The organism is Desulfoscipio gibsoniae DSM 7213 (assembly GCF_000233715.2).
In the GTDB taxonomy this organism is placed as follows: Bacteria; Bacillota; Desulfotomaculia; order Desulfotomaculales; family Desulfallaceae; genus Sporotomaculum; species Sporotomaculum gibsoniae.
The window spans coordinates 3,983,828-4,001,166 of record NC_021184.1 but is presented as its reverse complement, the minus strand read 5'-3'; the positions used below and the strand labels follow the sequence as shown (position 1 = coordinate 4,001,166).

Annotated in this window: 12 protein-coding genes, 1 tRNA gene and 1 pseudogene; 8 read left to right on the top strand and 6 right to left on the bottom strand. The window is 39.7% G+C overall.

Going from position 1 to position 17,339, the window contains the following annotated elements; genetic code table 11:
* Positions 1-183: 183 nt before the first annotated feature.
* From DESGI_RS18715 to DESGI_RS18705, 3 genes are all read left to right on the top strand, one after another.
* Positions 184-258, top strand: a tRNA-Cys gene (locus DESGI_RS18715).
* 473 nt (positions 259-731) lie between these two features.
* A complete protein-coding gene (locus DESGI_RS18710; protein ID WP_157872817.1) occupies positions 732-1,307 on the top strand; it encodes a hypothetical protein in 576 nt (191 codons plus the stop codon).
* A gap of 428 nt (positions 1,308-1,735) precedes the next feature.
* On the top strand, positions 1,736-2,275 hold the full coding sequence (locus DESGI_RS18705; RefSeq protein ID WP_006524388.1) for a Wadjet anti-phage system protein JetA family protein: 540 nt from the start codon (positions 1,736-1,738) through the stop codon (positions 2,273-2,275).
* Between the two features lie 247 nt (positions 2,276-2,522).
* Here DESGI_RS18705 and DESGI_RS18700 read toward each other — a convergent pair whose 3' ends face one another.
* From DESGI_RS18700 to DESGI_RS18680, 5 genes are all read right to left on the bottom strand, one after another.
* Positions 2,523-2,780 (bottom strand): hypothetical protein, encoded by a 258-nt coding sequence (locus DESGI_RS18700; protein ID WP_006524389.1) that lies wholly within the window; start codon positions 2,778-2,780, stop codon positions 2,523-2,525.
* Between the two features lie 59 nt (positions 2,781-2,839).
* On the bottom strand, positions 2,840-3,577 hold the full coding sequence (gene istB / locus DESGI_RS18695; RefSeq protein ID WP_006524390.1) for an IS21-like element helper ATPase IstB: 738 nt from the start codon (positions 3,575-3,577) through the stop codon (positions 2,840-2,842).
* Complete coding sequence (istA, locus tag DESGI_RS18690) at positions 3,558-5,045, bottom strand: IS21 family transposase (protein WP_006524391.1); 1,488 nt, start codon at positions 5,043-5,045, stop codon at positions 3,558-3,560. Before istA ends, istB begins: the two co-directional genes overlap by 20 nt.
* Positions 5,035-5,994, bottom strand: a complete 960-nt coding sequence (locus DESGI_RS18685) for a ParB/RepB/Spo0J family partition protein (RefSeq protein WP_006524392.1) — start codon at positions 5,992-5,994, stop codon at positions 5,035-5,037. The genes istA and DESGI_RS18685 overlap by 11 nt, the downstream gene beginning before the upstream one ends.
* 83 nt (positions 5,995-6,077) lie before the next feature.
* Positions 6,078-6,560 (bottom strand): hypothetical protein, encoded by a 483-nt coding sequence (locus tag DESGI_RS18680; RefSeq protein ID WP_041284989.1) that lies wholly within the window; start codon positions 6,558-6,560, stop codon positions 6,078-6,080.
* Positions 6,561-6,918: 358 nt separating this feature from the next.
* Here DESGI_RS18680 and DESGI_RS18675 point away from each other — a divergent pair.
* The 5 genes and pseudogenes from DESGI_RS18675 to DESGI_RS18655 form a co-directional block, all read left to right on the top strand.
* Positions 6,919-7,860: pseudogene (locus DESGI_RS18675) on the top strand (Wadjet anti-phage system protein JetA family protein); the annotation flags it as partial.
* Positions 7,860-8,486, top strand: a complete 627-nt coding sequence (locus DESGI_RS18670) for a DUF4194 domain-containing protein (RefSeq protein WP_006524395.1) — start codon at positions 7,860-7,862, stop codon at positions 8,484-8,486. The pseudogene DESGI_RS18675 and the gene DESGI_RS18670, both read left to right, overlap by 1 nt.
* Positions 8,455-11,799, top strand: coding sequence for an ATP-binding protein (locus DESGI_RS18665; RefSeq protein WP_006524396.1), 3,345 nt, complete (start codon positions 8,455-8,457; stop codon positions 11,797-11,799). Before DESGI_RS18670 ends, DESGI_RS18665 begins: the two co-directional genes overlap by 32 nt.
* Positions 11,792-13,051, top strand: a complete 1,260-nt coding sequence (locus DESGI_RS18660; protein ID WP_006524397.1) for a Wadjet anti-phage system protein JetD domain-containing protein — start codon at positions 11,792-11,794, stop codon at positions 13,049-13,051. Before DESGI_RS18665 ends, DESGI_RS18660 begins: the two co-directional genes overlap by 8 nt.
* 383 nt (positions 13,052-13,434) lie before the next feature.
* Complete coding sequence (locus DESGI_RS18655; RefSeq protein ID WP_006524398.1) at positions 13,435-14,952, top strand: IS5 family transposase; 1,518 nt, start codon at positions 13,435-13,437, stop codon at positions 14,950-14,952.
* A gap of 934 nt (positions 14,953-15,886) precedes the next feature.
* Here the strand turns inward: DESGI_RS18655 and DESGI_RS18650 are convergent.
* Positions 15,887-16,753 (bottom strand): uroporphyrinogen decarboxylase family protein, encoded by an 867-nt coding sequence (locus tag DESGI_RS18650; protein ID WP_006524400.1) that lies wholly within the window; start codon positions 16,751-16,753, stop codon positions 15,887-15,889.
* Positions 16,754-17,339: the final 586 nt, after the last annotated feature.

Here is a 17,339-nt window from a genome sequence, read left to right as displayed (position 1 = left end):
AAAAAACCCTTGCGGCCTTATGTCGCAAGGGTGTTCGGGTTTTCTCTAGTTAACTAGGCTGTTAAACTAACGGTTGGTGGATTTTTATTTAAGCTAAATGATTATTTTTGGCGGAAAATACCCTTGACTGGCCGGCGGTAATTTGTTAATATTAATACTGCGATGCGGCGGACAAATAAATACGGCGACATAGCCAAGTGGTAAGGCAGAGGACTGCAAATCCTTTATCCCCCGGTTCAAATCCGGGTGTCGCCTCCAATTTTTTCCAGGAAAGCTGAGGTATCAATATCCTCGGCTTTTTTATTGATAAACGCCTCAGTAACAACCGGGTTACGTCCGGTTCACCGGCGATGGTCAACAAAACCAACCAAAATCAAGAAGAAGATTCGCAAGTAAACGCAGCCCTAGAGAGTGCCAGTTTATTTTCTCGAAGTTTTCAGATTCAGTATTGCAAAATTATGTATTGTGAACTATGCTATCTATAAGTAGTTATGGGAGTTTTCAGTTTATAAGTTTTTGATGCAACTATAATTTCCTAAACAACATATAATGAAGAAAGGAGGTCTCTTTGATATGGCAACAAGTACATTTGACAAACGTATGATCGTCACTAATCCAGAATCGGTTGAGAAGCTTTACCAGATCCTCACATCCGAAAAGCGGAATAAGCCTATCAACAAGGAACTCTTTTCTCCTTCTGAACGATTGAGGAGTGAGCAGATATTAACACAATGCTTATCCCGCTCAAAACGCTGATGAATCAGGATATGACTGCCACAGATGAAGTCATATCCTCTTTTATTTGCCCTGCTGACCCTGACATTGAAAGCTTCCTTAAGACAAGAGCCATTAAATTTGAAAATGCCTCAAAGTCTCGAACGTATTTGCTTTTTGATAAAGAAGCAGTTCATACTGGCAAATTGAGACTCCTGGCTTATTTTACGATAGCCTTACATATTCTAATTGTTCCGGAAGGTTTTTCTGGTAATCGTGTTAAAAAGCTTGATGGTTTTTCCTCTACTTTACGAGGAAAGCGTATATCTGAATTTCCTTGTTACATAATTGGCCAGTTAGGCAAAAACGCTGCCTATCCAACTGATTCCATAACCGGCGATATAATTATGGAATATGCATTAGGTGTAATTGGACAAACCAGTGAGTTGGTTGGTGGAAGAATTGTTCTAATTGAGTGTAGACATATTGATTATTTAGTCAATTTCTACAGAAGGAATGGATTTAACGACTATGATAATGAACCGGATTTAGATGGTAATTCTATGATTCAGATGATACGCTTAATATATTAATTTTAAGAGATAATTAAAATATCCTGTTCACTCAGCCCTATTAAATCAATATAGAAGGAAAAACTAGCAGCTCATGTCTTCCCTTTATTTTATTTTTCATTGCTTATATTTTTCATTGAATACAAAATCCCTACCAAATTTTTAAATATTGGTAGGGATTTTGCTTAACTTGTAGCGCAGTCTATTTTAATTTGAGAAAAGTTGTTTGTATATTCTACATTAAGTGAACAGTAACAAGTTTGTTCTAAGTTAATCTTAAAATATTTTCCAGTAATTCTCCAGTATTCCTATGGGACTTTTCCAGCAACACCAATTTTTAGCTTATCACTTAACCGGTAGTGGGCTTTTTAAAATTGCTTTTTTAGGATGATGACTATTAAATCTATTCCGTTACTCTTTGCGTTATATGTGCTTGAAAGAGGTAAAAAATGGGGTATAATGGTGAAAAGTGTACGAAGGTGATGCTATTGGGCTTATTCTCATATATTCCTCAAAATCTATTTTCAGTGCTCTCTGGTCAGTTAAGACATGTTCATGCTGATCTTCTTCTCCTAGTATATGAACAGTATCGGAAGACAATCTATACAATTGATCGTGAAATAATTATTGATCTTTTTACTGAATACCTGGAAACATCTTCTGAAAAAATTATCATATCTGCTGAAACTGAAGAATTACTGGAGCAACATAACAACAGAGAGAGAGCATTTCACTTTTTAAGAAAATTTATTGAGACAGAATGGCTAATTCAAGAGCAACATTTTGACCTTACCTTCAAAATTTCTCTCCCAGATTATTCACTCCGATTGCTAGAAACAATAAATAAAATCATGAATGGTTACCAGATGGAGTTTAGAGGCCATGTTCTTTCAATATATCAAAATATGACTAGTGAAGAATGTCATTCATTTGTTGCTTTGCATCAGGTGGATTCGCTACTTAAAAAGTATACCAAACTGGTACCTTGAAAAATCACCTTTTTGATTATACTTTGGGGACCAATCTACCTCGCTAATAGTGCAAGGTCTAACAGATGGGTTTTTATGACGAGGCTAACTCTTGCCCATAGTTTGGTTTTCTCTTTAAAAATATGTGCTTGTAATGAAGTAAAGCCTGAGTATAAAAACTAATTAAAATAGATTTGAATTAGTCAGTCAGTCCGTCTATCTAATATAAAAAGCCAGCCCCAAGAAAGGTAGCTGGCATGAGTACACACTACATACTTCGCAAATAATCTTTCCTTAACAGATCAGCCCTTGCTTCAGATAACTTTTCTTTGAAAACATATGCAAACCACGCTGTTTTGTTTTTTCTGGGCGGATATTCCTTATGTTTATCAGCCACCTTGCAAATTGCTTCAATAATCTCATCTTTGCTATAGCCTGCTTGACCGGCTAACTTTAGTGCCAATGGTAATAAATCAATGAAACCGGTACTGATAAAATAAGGTTCCAACCCTTTCATAAAATGCATACATATCCCTCCAAGATTGAATTGTCAGTTGTAAACTCACGAGTAGCCGGTTTTGCATGTCATCGTTTTGGGTTATTCAGCCGATATCCCTCACCATTCATATTAAGGATAGCTGAACGATGCACTAGCCTGTCCACCAGCGCAGTCGCCATGATTGGATCACCTATGAATTCCGGCCACTTGGAAAATTCGAGATTGCTGGTAACAATAGTACTTCGTACCTCGTATCGACCGGCCAGCACCTGGAACAGTAAGTTGGAGTTTTTCTGATCCAGCGTCATATATCCAAGCTCGTCCACGATGAGAAGCTGACAATGATGAAGAGTTTTAAGCATGCGGGATAGATGTTTCTCTGACTGAGCTTCCGCCAACTGGGTTGCTAAATCACAGGCACGTCGGAATCGCACGGAGTAACCTTTCCGGATAGCCTCCATACCAAGAGCGGTTGCAATGTGCGTTTTTCCAGTTCCCGAGTTGCCTATGGCAACTACATTGGTACGGTTGCGGATAAACTCGCACAGCGATAATTCCAGCACCTGCTCCTGTTTAAGATGGGGCAGCATAGTCTGGTTAAATTCAAAGGTGTCGAGGGTTTTAATAACAGGAAAACCAGCTTGTTTAATCCGACGTCGGACGAGCGCCTTGTCACGCTGTTCATTTTCCAGACGAAGCAAGGTCAATAGGTTCTCCTCAAAGCTACTATCGGTTTTCACATGCTTTTTGTAGTTTTCTAATATGTTCAATTTCATCTTGTGGGCCAACCGGGTAATCTCGGATTCACATGGGCTCTGGCTCATGATTTGCAGCTCCTTCCTGCAGCAACTCATCATAGGCGGTTAAACTTTTGTGCCTGACTTCAAGTTCGTTTCTTTGTGGCCCAGGTTCTTCAAGCTCCAGGTACAGCTTCACCAGAGACAGGTTTGGATTGCGTGTGTTGTTGGCCTGCCTGATGGCCCACAAAAGCTTAGCCCGTTCCACCTTTGAGCCCAGCAGCAGGATCTGTACCAACTGCTGTTTTGCCTCCGGCTCCCGACAGAGGCGCAGGAATTCCTTACACTCCTCGGGCATAATCCCACGTTTCAATGGAATGGCCTGTTCTACTGCACGGGGCTTACGGTCTAAAATCTCCAGATAGTGCTCCAGCACATAGCGGTGATCCTGTTTTTTCATAGCGCGATCATGCTGAAAAACCTCCCGGCCCTTGTAAAAGACCGTGAGGTGAAAGGGAGAAAGGCAAAGTGTGACCTCTTTTCCAACCAGGTGACGGGGAACGGAATACCGGGTACCCTCGTGACGCACGGTCAGATCAGGATGCACCAGGGCAGTGTACGTAAATCCGGTATCCAACCGGACATCCGGCAGGGGAAACAGCGTTTTTCGCTCCTGCTCCAAAGCATCCCGGATGCTTTGTTCATGGCCCGAAATGGTGTGCGTTTGGGCATAATGGAGACAGCGATTGGTGATATGATTTTGCAGTTCCTCAAAACTGTCCACCCGGGGCATGGGAGTAAAGGCGATGCGCCGAACAATGGCTACGGCATTTTCGACGTTGGATTTCTCCCAGCCGGAAGCTACGTTGCAAAAGACCGCTTCAAACCCGTAATGGGCTTCCAGCCGAATGAAATTTGTCTGTTTTACGGCATTTTTGCCACTGCCTTTTTTTACGGCCGTCTTGAGATTATCATAGATACAGTGACGTGCAACGCCGCCGAAGAACTCAAATGACTGAATATGGCCATGTAAAAATGACAGGGTACTTTTATCCGGATAGATAAACGCGCAGAGAGCCCCACAGTGCGGGAGGACGGCACAAAAGACAGATACCGTAATTTTGTCGCCCGCGATGACCGCGCTCATATCGCCCCAGTCAAATTGCATGGCTTCCCCAGGCTCATGTTCCAGCGGTAGAAAAACTTCCGGGTGGTGTTCCCGTAGTTCCCGTACGTAACGGCGTACGGTGGACTGGGCAATGGCAATGCCTTTTTCACTTTGCAGGTATTCCCATATGTTTCTGGCATTTAGACGCTGTTTCTTGGGAAGAGTATTGTTTTCTTCGAGCAGGCGAATGATTTCACTTTTAACTTTTCGGTACAGCGGGGCAGGCCGGTCCGCTATCTTGCGTGCATTGGGCAAAACGCCTCCCCGGCAATACTTGCGCACGGTTTTCCGACTCACGTTCAGTTGCCTGGAAATAGCGCGAATACTTTGCCCTTCCACCAGGAACAACTGTCGGATCTTTCGGTAGGTATCCCAATCAATGGCCATAGCTTGCTGCCTCCTTTCCGGGTTTCCCCGGGGAAACTTCCATTGTTTCCAGATGAAAGTCCAACAAAGAGACAAACCGGATCAAGGCATCCCGGCTCCGGGCCAGGAGACTACGTTGCTGTAATAGCGACGGGTGATTCAGACCGCCCAGTTGCCGCTGGGCATCTGAGATGCAGCGCAGCAGTAGAACCAGGTCGTTACGCAATGTTTGACCGGAGGGCGGTATATCTTTTTCTTTGCGGTTGCGTATGGTTCTTACCGTACGGATATCCGCTATCTTTTCCAAAGCGTGGCGGGGATGCTCCAGCATTTGTTCCTTAAACGAATCCGGGCACCCTTCTTTGTTGTAGGTTTCCACCAGTATCTCCACGGCAGATTTAGGCAGTCCTTCCTGTACCACTTTCGTGGCAAAGTTGTGTTGTATTTCTTCCGGCAGGCGCGCGATTTCCTGGGCGCTGTGCGGGCAGAGTTGCCTCAATGTCACCAGTTCCTGTACCGCCGGATGGAGCCTGGTGATCAGGCTGATCCGCTTGTTGACCCAACTAACCGACTTGCCCAGCATTTCGGCTACTTGTGATTGGGTATACTGCCCTGTTTTAACCAATTGTGCAACCAGCATACCCTCGCTGAGCGCATTGGGGCTTTTTCGCAGCGACGCCAGGAGTAGGGCAAGTTTGCTGCTGTCCTGTTCCTCCAAAACAGAAACCGCTACCGCCTCCACACTTCTGACGCCCATTTCCCGAAGGGCAAGAAACTCACATTCTCCAGATAACACCATGCGGGTGCCATCTGGGAAGTCCCCCACTACCGGAGGCGTAAGCAGACCGTACTCCCGGATTACCCGTGCACAGCGCTCTACATCATGCCGATTTACCGAGAGGGACAATACCTGATTGTCTTTTACACAGGCCGTTTCTACCTGTGTAATGAGTCGTTCCACTCTTTCCATAAACTAAAGACCTCCTTCATGGCCCCAGCGTAACAGAAAGAGTGGTGCAAGGATACGACAGCTGGCGCAATTCGCCAATGCTTTTACAACAAAAGACGATCGTATTTTTTAAAATATTGGTAAGCGAGTATGCTTCCGTATTCTGAAGATGAGAAAAGGGGTGCAAGGACGTTTAATAAGTATGGGGCGGCCTGTTTGCGCGAATCACTCCAACGGGGGCGCATAACTGGGGTAGGCTGACCGGGTAACGTAGCTGGTGTTGAGTAATCTGCTTTGGCCCTGGGCGGGCAGAGGGTAATCAATTCATCTATCTTGAGTGTTAACGCGTTTAATGTCCGGCTGATAGTGGAGTGACTAAATTTGGGCACTCCAAATTTTTCGGCGGTTTCCCGGGCGGCTGTTCTCATGCTCTTACCGCTAAGATAAAGGGCAATGGCATACAGATAGACAAAGACGGGATATCTGCGGTAGGGAAGCTTGAAGGCGGGGAGAACGATGCCGACAGGTTTTTTACTGTCCAGTTGGACTGGACATTCCACCATAATATCCCGATAATGTAGCACCATATGATAGATCCGTTTTCTTTTAGCTACAATACCAGCCTTCCGGAGTTTTTTGAATTCTTCCGGTGATAGTGGACAAAAAATTGTCTCGAATGGCTTGTATTTAGCCTGAACCAGTGTTATATTCATATTGTTTTTGGGTATTAATTTTTAGGGATTATGTGGCAGGTGCTAGCTGTCACATAATCTTTTTTTGTATCCTTTTTCTGGCTATATTCCCCTTTGTTTGTCTGGTTCCTTTTTTGGTCCCCAAACAAAGTAGCGATAACAAAAAAAGGCACCAGTTTTCTGGTCCCCGTTTACAGTATCACTGGTTCCTTTTTTGGTATACATTTAAAAGAGCGTTTCCAATCAGGCGCATGAGACGACACTTAGCCTTATTGATGGTTTAAAGTCTCTAAATCATAATATTAAGCGGTATACAGAGCAATTATTGGAAGCCGAGGATGTTAAACAGATATTGGAACAAATTTTTGATGAGTACGAAGTAAAGGTTCTTGGTGCTCAATATTATCGTTTGAAGACTTCAGAGCATGTATCAAAATACCGAACCAGAATTATTGAAGCAGTTAGTGATTGGCAGTATAATAAGCCCCTTATATCTGAACAAGCACGCTTGATGGTTCAGGAAAAACAAGTGAACTCAGATATTGAAGGCGAAAACCAGATTTATGAGTGGTTAGATGTCATTGAACGCTCATTTGAGCATATGGACGAGATATTAGAGGAAATTGACACGCGCAATCGCCAATATGCCAGGGCAGCCAGCCAACAAGTAAGATTTCATCTTTTGCAATCTGGGAGTATGGAAGGGAAACTAAATATGGTGCTAACTTATTTAGCAGACCAAATTCGTAATATTGGGGAAAAGGCCGAAACGGATGATGAGATTAATCAAGTTGTGGAGGTTTTTAAACAAAGTATCATTGATGAAAAGAGTGTTCGTCTACCTGTAGGAGCGGTGAAAAAACATAAACCTAAGCCGATGAAGCGGAGGGAGTTAGATCCGGAAGTCAAAAAGAAGCAGTTGGACAAGTTTAGACAGCGTGTATCTGATGAGGTAACGATTAATCAGATTAATAAATATGTATTAGCTGTATTAGATACAAAGGATAAATTACATTTATCGGAAATGCCATTATATACGAAAAAAGACTGGATAAAGTTAATTTATTCAGTCTTATTTAGCACTTCGAGAAAGGCAGATTATGGCATTTCTAAAAAAAATGAAGATCAGCGTACATATCGGGTCAAAAATGGTATTATTCCAAATCGATTTATTTTAAAAAAGAGGGATAATTAATGGAATGGTTAAAGGAATATGAGGTAATGGCGGAAAAGGAGAAGCATTTTTTTAAGGAATGTACTAATACCTTGCTAGCCCAGACATACCTGGTAGCTAAAAGGAAGAAGGATTTACCGTTATACCGGTTCTGTGAACGGCGGTTCGATCTTATTAAGAATTATTTATTGTTATCTGGCTGGCAGCTCAATCATTTAAAGGCCCAGGGTGTCATATCTGTGCATAATCAACTTGATAATAACCGGCACAAGTTTGTATTATCGGACACTCTTTTTCTATTTATTATTAGACTTTTATATGATGAAAAAGTAAAGGAATTAAATCTTACCCAGCAAGTTATAATTAATAACCGTGACATTTATGAAAAGTATGTAGCCTTAAATATTAAACAGAGACTTCCGGCTCAAGATGAGTATACGCGGACACTGAAGTTGTTTCAAAATCATTCATTAGTTGAATTAGTGTCTGGTGGCTGGACTGATTATGATGCTACGATTGTTCTTTATCCTTCATTAATTGTAGCGGTTTCGAACCGGGCACTTGATAAGATAACAGAATGGTTACAGGCCAAAGCTGATGATGGGGGTGATGGGTATGAGGATTTTGAACAAACTGAAGATGATTGATTGGCATTATTTTCAGGATGAGACTATTAACTTTGAAACGAGTACGTTAATTACAGGTGATAATGGAGCCGGAAAGTCAACTATTATTGATGCTCTACAGGTATTATTTGTTGCAAACCTTAAACAAATAAAGTTCAATTCCTCTGCACATGACCAGAATACAAAGCGAACAATCAAAACATATTTGAGGGGCAAAACAGGAACGGAAGGCTCACAAGAATATTTAAGAAATACAGATGACTTTTCGTCTTATTTGGTGTTAGAAATAATGCATTCAGTGACCGGTAAATCATATCTTATTGGTGTGGTTTTTGATGTTAGCGTTCTAAATAATGATGAGGAGCATACTTTCTTCAAAATAGATGAAGAGGCATTACGTGATAATTTATTCTATGTTGAGGAAGGACTTGCCCGTAACAGAGAACAATTTTTTCAATACCTAAAGCAACAGGGGATAAAGTATAAGCAATACAAAAATAACATTGGAGAATATTTAAGCGATTTGCGCCAATTGTGTGGTGGTGTCAGAGACTCGTTTTCTTCAATAATCCAAAAGGGCATTTCTTTTACGCCAATTACAAATTTACGGAAATTTGTTTATGATTATATTTTGGACGAAGAGCCCGTTGATGTTGAAACCATGCAGGATTACTTTGAAAAGTTTAAAGAACTGGAATCCATCATTATTGAAACAGAAAAAGAAATAAGAGCTCTTGAAGAAATTGAAGCTCAGTATGTAGAAATCGCTAAAACGGATCGAAATATTACCATTGGCTATTATATGATTAAACGTTCGGCTTGGAAACAACAGGAGATTAAATTTAACTCATTGCAAGAGAAGGTAGAAAAAGAGAAAGTAGCTTTGGGCCAACATGAAGCAAAGAAAAAAATATTAAAAGATGAGTTTAATAAGTTAAATACAGCTATTGACTCTTTAACGACTAGAATTGCAAAGCACGATATAACGATCAAAGAGCAGGATTTAAAGAAAAAAATAGAGCAATTAAATAAAGATTTAGAAGATATTAAAGATAAAAGAAAGAATCTTCTTTTTAATATATCCGTGGAGACAAAGGAACGCTCAGAGCTCCTCAGTAAACTTCAAGAGAATGGTGCGCCTTACGAAATTATTAAGGTCGTCCTGGATGGTTCCACGGTTTGGCATTATTTAACGGAAACAGGAGAACTAGAGCATTTTCCTAAAAATTATTCACTTCATAATCAACAATGGAAAGCAGGATTTAATTGGTTACAAGACCAACAAAGGCAATGGCAGAAACAAAAAAAAGAGTACTATGAAGCGAAGTATGATGTTGAAAAGAAAATCAAGGAATTAAAAAGGAACCAAATATTAACAAGCGATCATCCATCTATGAAACTGAAACAGCTCTTAAAGGAAAATCTTGTTGCAGCGAATGGGGCTGAAGTGCCGGTACATATTTTATGTGAAGTGATAGATGTGAAAAATGAAACATGGAAGAATGCAGTGGAAGGCTATTTGCACACGCAAAAGTTTGATTTGTTAGTGCCAACTGGATATTTTGATGACGCACTGTCTTGTTACGAGAGATATAAGTTTACACATCAGATTGAAAGGGTTGGATTGGTCAACACCGATAAAATTATAGAAGAGCAAAGGAGGCCGCTTTTCAGAAGCTTAGCCGAAGAGGTGACAACTAATATTGATTATGTACAAGCATATGTCAATCGGCTGTTAGGTGCATTAATCAAGTGTGAGTCTGAACGGGAGCTAAAAAAATATAAACGTAGTATTACAGCAACGTGTATGGTCTATCAAAATCATACAGCAAGGCAAATTGCCAGAGAAAGATATGAAGTTCCATACATTGGTAAAGAAGCCATACAGGTGCAGTTGCAACAAAAAATCAAAGAGCTAAAGAATATAGAAGAGGATATATCGAAAATTTCAGAAAAGATAAACAGTGTTGATAGGATTTTAAAAACGGTACCGGATAAACGTGATCGCTATGCTAGCTGGTTTAAAATGTGGTCAGATATTTCAAAGCAAGGTCAGATTGAAGAAGAGTTATTAAATAAAAAGCAGGAATTATTGCATTTAGATAAAACAGAAGTTGAAAAATTGGAAGAAGAAAAAGGCCAACTTATTGAAGAGAGAGATGAGAATCTCGCCACAAAAATTGAAGAAAATAGCAGCTCGATCACTAGTTGTAGGATAAATATTAAGGATTGGTTAGAGGAAAGTGATGTTGTTCAAGAAGCAGTAAATGAAAAGAAGAGGGATTATCACACGTATCTGGAGCAATTGTCGGATGAACTCATTAAGATATGTGATGAAAAGTGGTTAAATGAGATTCGGAGAAAAAATGAGCAGACAATTTTTAAAAACTACGATGAGAGTACACAGGGCTTAAATACTAAGAGAGCAAAACTATTTACGCCATTTGTCCGACTGCGAACTGAATTCAATGGGCATTTTGGCTTTGGTGGAGATCCAACAAGTGATAGTAATGAAGAGTATCAGAAACGATTGTCCTTCCTTAGAGAATCCAGCTTAATTGAGTATAAGGGCAAAGCGGAGGAAGCACGTAAAAAGGCTCAGGAGACGTTTCAGGAGCACTTCATCGCAAAGCTAAAAGAAAATATCGAACGCGCACAGGCAAATTTTAAAAGGCTTGATCAAGCTATGAAAGATATGCAGTTCGGGACAGACTGCTATAGATTTAGGTTGCATGGTAAATATGATATGCTCCATTATTATCGGATGATAACTGATCCTGATTTATATTTGGGACATTCCTTATTTAGTCATGTTTTTAAGGAAAAGCATGGTGAGGTAGTTGAGGACCTCTTCTTAAAAATTGCAGAGGAACAAGATCAATTTTCTGAGTCATTAAACTTCTACACCGATTATAGGAGTTACCTGGATTTTGAATTAGAAATAATTGATGAAAAGGGACGTGAAACTAAATTTTCAAAAGTTGCCCTGGAGAAATCCGGCGGAGAAACCCAAGTTCCGTTTTATGTCGCTATCTTGGCATCTTTTTATCATACGTATCAAATGTATCGAACAACCGATACATTGAGGTTGGTTATTTTTGATGAGGCGTTTAATCGAATGGACGCTGACCGTGTTGAGGAATCCATTAGGTTTATTTTAAAAATGGGGTTTCAGGCAATCATAGTAGCACCAACTGGTAAGATTCAATTATTGGCACCTCATCTGCCAAATACCCTTATCGTCATGAAGGATAATTTTGTTAGTTATGTTGAACGTTTTTCACGAAATGACGTTATTAACTGGATTGAGGAGGAGGGAATGGGGAGTGGTTAGCCCGTTACAAGCAAATATATTAGATACGCTTGTTAGCAAATATGAAACACGTAAGGATTACGGCAGGTCTGAAAAAAATGGGAGAAGAACAATGCTGCATGTTAATAAGAAAAACTTCCCAGATTATTTTCATGTTAGTGACAGCAGTTTCAAACGAGAGTTTAATCTTGATGCAGAAGCATTAGCAGATCAGTGTTTCATAAAAATTGCATGGGAAAGATTTAGCGAAAAAGAAGTGATAGAGAAGCTGATATTATTAGAGGAAAACCTTCTTCAAATATATGAACTGTTAGGAAGGACACCCAAACAGGTAAAGTATGAGCGTATTGATAAAATCGTAGAGGATTTTATTGTAACAGCACCAAAACTCCTGTTATCATTTTACAGTGATTTAAAATCTCGGTTTAAGGAGTTTGCAGAGCTTCCTTCAATTATAAATATTGATTCTGAAATTGAAACTAAAGATGCACTTTACGGGTTGCATGAGTTAATAAAAAACAAAGAAGAAATTCCGAGGAGAAATTGGAGTATAAAGTTATACCAGGATTCAAAAAAATGGGAGAAGTTACAGGGTAAAATTATAAAAGTTGTTCGGGATTATCTTTTAACCGATGAAAGTGATTTTTTAGAAGACAATCAATTGTTGGGGGAGTATGGTATTTTAAATAATCCTCAACTTATTCTCATGTCCGGAAATATCATTATGAATAAAAATGGGAAAACTATAGACTTTTCTCTATTCAAACCAGACTTTGGGGTTAATCCAAGATTCTTCGACGACTGTGATATTGAGATAATAGAGGCAGATGCGATAATTACAGTTGAAAATTTAACTTCCTATTATGACTACTTATACCATAAAGCTAAACATCAAGTTAATCAAATTGTGTTATATCTTGGAGGTTACCATAATTATGGCCGGCGTCTGATATTAAATAAATTGAATGATTTTTTAAAAAGAAATCATTATTCAGTACCATTTTATCATTGGGGTGATATAGATTTACATGGATTTCATATTTGGAAGCATTTAAGGAATAAGACGGGAATTGACTTTAGACCATTATTTATGGATGAATCAACTTATATAAACCATTTGAGTGATGGCAAGCCAATTAAAGAAACGGACCTTTCGCAAATTAAAAAACTGTTGGAACAAGAAGAGTATAATATTTTTCATGACGTTATTCACCAAATGTTAAAACACAAACGAACGATAGAGCAGGAGGCTATCTATCTAGTAAAAAATTAGTAGGTAGAATGAGAGAAACGTTAGTAAGCTTAAATTCGAAATAGTAAAACTTCCTACTTATGACTTATGAAATGAACCTTTCCGGTGTCATTAAATACCCTAGGTTTAGTTATTATTACTAATTATTGCTGCTATGATTAGTAATATAATTTTTGGGAAAGAAGAAAAAAGATGGCTATTTACTGAATATGGTGAAATGTTTTAGTAACCCAAATACTACCAAATGGGGGTCTATCCCTCATTACGTTAATAAGTTAAAGTAGGGCTTGCTGAACTAAACAAAAACCCAATAAAATCAAGGATTTAGGAGCATATTTGTCGAAATAAGATGCATGGAAAATGCGGTAAAGATTGCAAAAACCGTGCACCTGGAGGCAAAAAATATGTTCCGTAAAGTGGAAAACCAATATTATCTTGAAGAATTTATATTGCCTTTTGAAGGCAAATTAAGAGCTGATAACCGCTGGGTAAAACTAGCTAAAATTATCCCCTGGGAAAGCATCGAAGAACGCTATGCCAATCTTTTTCCCAGCAACCGTGGACAGTTGGCTAAACCCGTCAGAATGGCCCTTGGTGCCTTAATCATTAAAGAGAAATGTGGCTATAGTGACCGTGAAACAGTGGAGCAGATCACTGAGAATCCCTATTTGCAATACTTTATCGGTCTAAGGGAATACCATGATCGGCCGCCATTTGATTCTTCACTAATGGTCCACTTTCGTAAGCGTTTTGGCTCTGAAACCCTAAAAGATATCAACGAAGAAATCTGTCGTGCCGCCAAGAAAGCGGAAGAGCAAAAGAAGGACGATGACAACAAGCCTAAACCACCTTCAGGTGGCAAAAAAACGCACGCGAAAGAACCAAATAGCCCAAAAAGCAAAGCCTCTTCTTTTGAGGTATATCCGGCAAACAAAGGCAAACTCATCTTGGATGCCACCTGCGCCCCGGCAGACATACGCTACCCCACTGACTTATCCTTGCTTAACGAAGCTAGGGAGAAGTTGGATAACATTATCGATCTCGTGCACAAGACTCTTGGTAAGCCAGGTAGAAGACCACGTACTTATCGTCAAATAGCTCGTAAAGCCTACCTTAACATTGTTCACAACAGAAAGCCTGGTAAAAAAGCTATCCGAAAAGCCATCGGCAAGCAGCTGCGCTATGTGAGGCGCAACCTAAGTGCTGTAGACCGCCTACTAGCTATGGCCGGTGATAGTCATGGTCTGAGTCAGAAACAACAGGATACATTGCGCACCATACGTATGGTCTATGAACAACAACTCCATATGTATACCTACCGCAAACACAAGATAAATGATCGCATTGTAAGCATCAGCCAGCCGCATGTGCGTCCCATTGTCCGAGGTAAAGCCACAGCTGATGTCGAGTTCGGTGCCAAAGTCGCTATCAGTATGATAGATGGTTACGCCTTCGTGGAAACGCTAAGTTGGGACGCCTTTAATGAAGGAGTAACCTTGCAAGAATCGGTGGAATATTACCGCCAAAAGTACGGGTACTACCCTGAAGCCGTTCAAGCCGACAAAACATACCGGAATAGGGAAAACCTGCGCTTCTGCGATAGATATAACATACGGCTCAGTGGACCACGGCTAGGAAGACCACTGATTGATAAAGTGCTACAGAAAGAGCAGAGACGCATAGAACGGCAAGATGCCAGCGAACGCAATGCTGTAGAAGCCAAATTTGGAGAAGGCAAGCGTCGCTATGGTTTGGCACGTATTATGGCACGTCTAAAAGAGACCGCTGAAAGCGTGATCTGCTTGCAGTTCCTAGTGATGAACTTGGAGCATAAACTCCGTGTTCTTTTGTTCTTTTTTATGCGGCGTCTGTTTCGGTATAATCTGGGTTGTCAGGAACCGTCATTATACTGTTTTAATTAAAAATTAAGGTCGGTTCAGCAAGTCCTAAAGTAATAGTGAGATTAGCAAAATACAAACTACCACGCTGGCGGAGGTTTTTTCCGTATTAATAATTGGCATATAAGAGCGATCCCGGTCACCGGAGAAATTAAACACCCCTGGCCGCACTCGATAAGCAGCGCAGGGGATATTTTAATAAAGGTGGATATTATTATCTATATTATTTTTAAACAAAATTAACTATTTTTACGGGCCGTTAACTTGCAATATTTCCTGGGGCTAAGTTCCACGGCTTTGTAACAAATCCGGGTGTCGCCTCCAGATTTTCCCAGGAAAGCTGAGGAACTAATATCCTCGGCTTTTTTACATTTTGTCGGGCTAATTGTTCTAGTTAAAGTTTAGCAGTAGTTACTTGACTTAGCTGAATATTTAATTAAGGCAGCGGGATGCACTACTCCAGCAAACGCTTTACCGATAACTTTGGACCGTTTATCGATAAGTATTTCAAGTTTTTGAGGAGACAATTTATAGGTAATGAACTTTTGGGGCAACATGTATGTTGACCTGATTTTCCTGATAAGATAATTTTTAGATAGTAATGCTTTGTGGGTATATAAGATTGAAGATTATACTAAATGCAGCAAAGATACTTTGATTATTTTTGGAATGTTCCTTTAGGTACTCCTCAAAATTACACCTATGGGCCGCGTAGTTTTATAGTTAGCAAATTAATATGACGTTTTAAGAATATGTTGAATGTGATTCAAAACTCTTGAATGATGGCGGCCAAGGGCTTCTTTTATAGAACAGGCACCCAGAAAAGCATCTATTTCTTCTTTTGTCAGAAACCAAGCTGCCGTTTTTTGCCTTTTAGAAGGGAATCATGAGGCTTCTTTGAATAGTAGCGCTGAATTCCGGCTTATCTCTAATAGTTTTCACCTTTTGACTTTCCAAGTCAGCAGTTTTCGTTTAACAAGCGGTATAAAAGCTTTAATTGATTTAGACTTGCAGTATTGCTAAGACCGCATAAAGAAGACAGAATCAAACCGCAACCTTTAGACAGTTCTTCGATATAAATCAATATTTCTTTTTTATTTTGGTGAAGATTAAAGCCCGAATTCATTAACCAATCTGATTTTATACCGGACATCAGAGCGATGTTTGATGGAAGAACTCGGCTTAAAGTGACTAAATCCATAGCTTCCGGCTCCAGGGAAAACATAGTATACCCATGGTCTAGCAGTAAATTTAATATTGATTCAACGTTGCCATCAGAATGAAAACCCATAACTGTTTCTTTTACTAAATTCCTCAGTTTTTGGTAAAGCGGCAATATATTGCTTTTAAACTTTTGAGGCGAAAAATATAGCCCCTGGGTATAAGCTATATCATCACATAGAATCAACAGGTCGGCACCCGCTTTTTCAGCTGCGGCCAGTTCAAAAGCAGTTGCTGCTGTGTGTTTTTCAAGTTGACTATTCAGGTGTTTTTCATTAAAAAACAGTTTCATAGTTTCTTCAAAACCATGTTCTTTAACCGTACGTTCAAAGGGACCATCTACAGTGACTCCGCAAAACAATTCTAAAGCGTGGGCTTTTTTAATGTTAATTTCCATTTCCTTTGACTCAACCGAAAGCTGCTGAATTGGATTGGTGTAGCTTAAAAAGCATAGGTTAGCATCAATCTCGCGGCTGATAGTAACTATAGAATCCTGCTTTCTTTCAAGACCCAGTTCATCTAATACGGTACCTGATATCCAGAGTTCACCACGGAGAACTCTGGATGTCTTTTTTTCTTTTAACAAGCACAGTAAATTTTTCACTTTAAGACCTTCTATCGAAACTAAAAATATATATGGTTTCCTTAGTGCATTATAACCAAACATTTTTTTATAAGTCAACCACTGTTTTAGATAACTCAAAATATAACTAATTTCACAAACTATGCCAGCCGCAAAGCAATTTCAGAGGCCATACGTAATAAAAATGCGGAGACCAAAAAAAAGGTGGTTGGTCGTCGACCACATAATCTTCTTGAGATGCGGGCTCCGGCAATATAAAAAGTAGATGAATTGATAAATTACCTCCAATTTTCCTAAGAAGAAGGGTCTTATTAAAAGAAAAATTATACATTTATGCCTTTTGGGGCCTATCTCTGAAAGGCTTTTTTGTGAAAAGAAACAATGAAATATTTCATTAGAAGATAATGATGTATTTCATTGGTAGATTCTGACCTACATTAAGACAAGTCAGAGAATTCTAAAAGTTCCGTTTGGCTAAATGATGAAAACTTTCATTGGTTTAGCTTAATAACCATTAAAAAAGGGTAAAACTCACTATCAACGAGTTTGGCATAGTTTTTGCTTACATATTAAAGGTACGATAGGAAAGGGGGGGGGCTTTGTTAAA

Bases quoted from the DNA above. Each gene is read 5' to 3' on its own strand.
- DESGI_RS18710 (WP_157872817.1), top strand. From the start codon at position 732: ATGCTTATCCCGCTCAAAACGCTGATGAATCAGGATATGACTGCCACA.
- DESGI_RS18705 (WP_006524388.1), top strand. From the start codon at position 1,736: ATGGGGTATAATGGTGAAAAGTGTACGAAGGTGATGCTATTGGGCTTA.
- DESGI_RS18700 (WP_006524389.1), bottom strand. From the start codon at position 2,780: ATGCATTTTATGAAAGGGTTGGAACCTTATTTTATCAGTACCGGTTTC.
- istB (WP_006524390.1), bottom strand. From the start codon at position 3,577: ATGAGCCAGAGCCCATGTGAATCCGAGATTACCCGGTTGGCCCACAAG.
- istA (WP_006524391.1), bottom strand. From the start codon at position 5,045: ATGGCCATTGATTGGGATACCTACCGAAAGATCCGACAGTTGTTCCTG.
- DESGI_RS18685 (WP_006524392.1), bottom strand. From the start codon at position 5,994: ATGGAAAGAGTGGAACGACTCATTACACAGGTAGAAACGGCCTGTGTA.
- DESGI_RS18680 (WP_041284989.1), bottom strand. From the start codon at position 6,560: ATGGTGCTACATTATCGGGATATTATGGTGGAATGTCCAGTCCAACTG.
- DESGI_RS18670 (WP_006524395.1), top strand. From the start codon at position 7,860: ATGGAATGGTTAAAGGAATATGAGGTAATGGCGGAAAAGGAGAAGCAT.
- DESGI_RS18665 (WP_006524396.1), top strand. From the start codon at position 8,455: ATGAGGATTTTGAACAAACTGAAGATGATTGATTGGCATTATTTTCAG.
- DESGI_RS18655 (WP_006524398.1), top strand. From the start codon at position 13,435: ATGTTCCGTAAAGTGGAAAACCAATATTATCTTGAAGAATTTATATTG.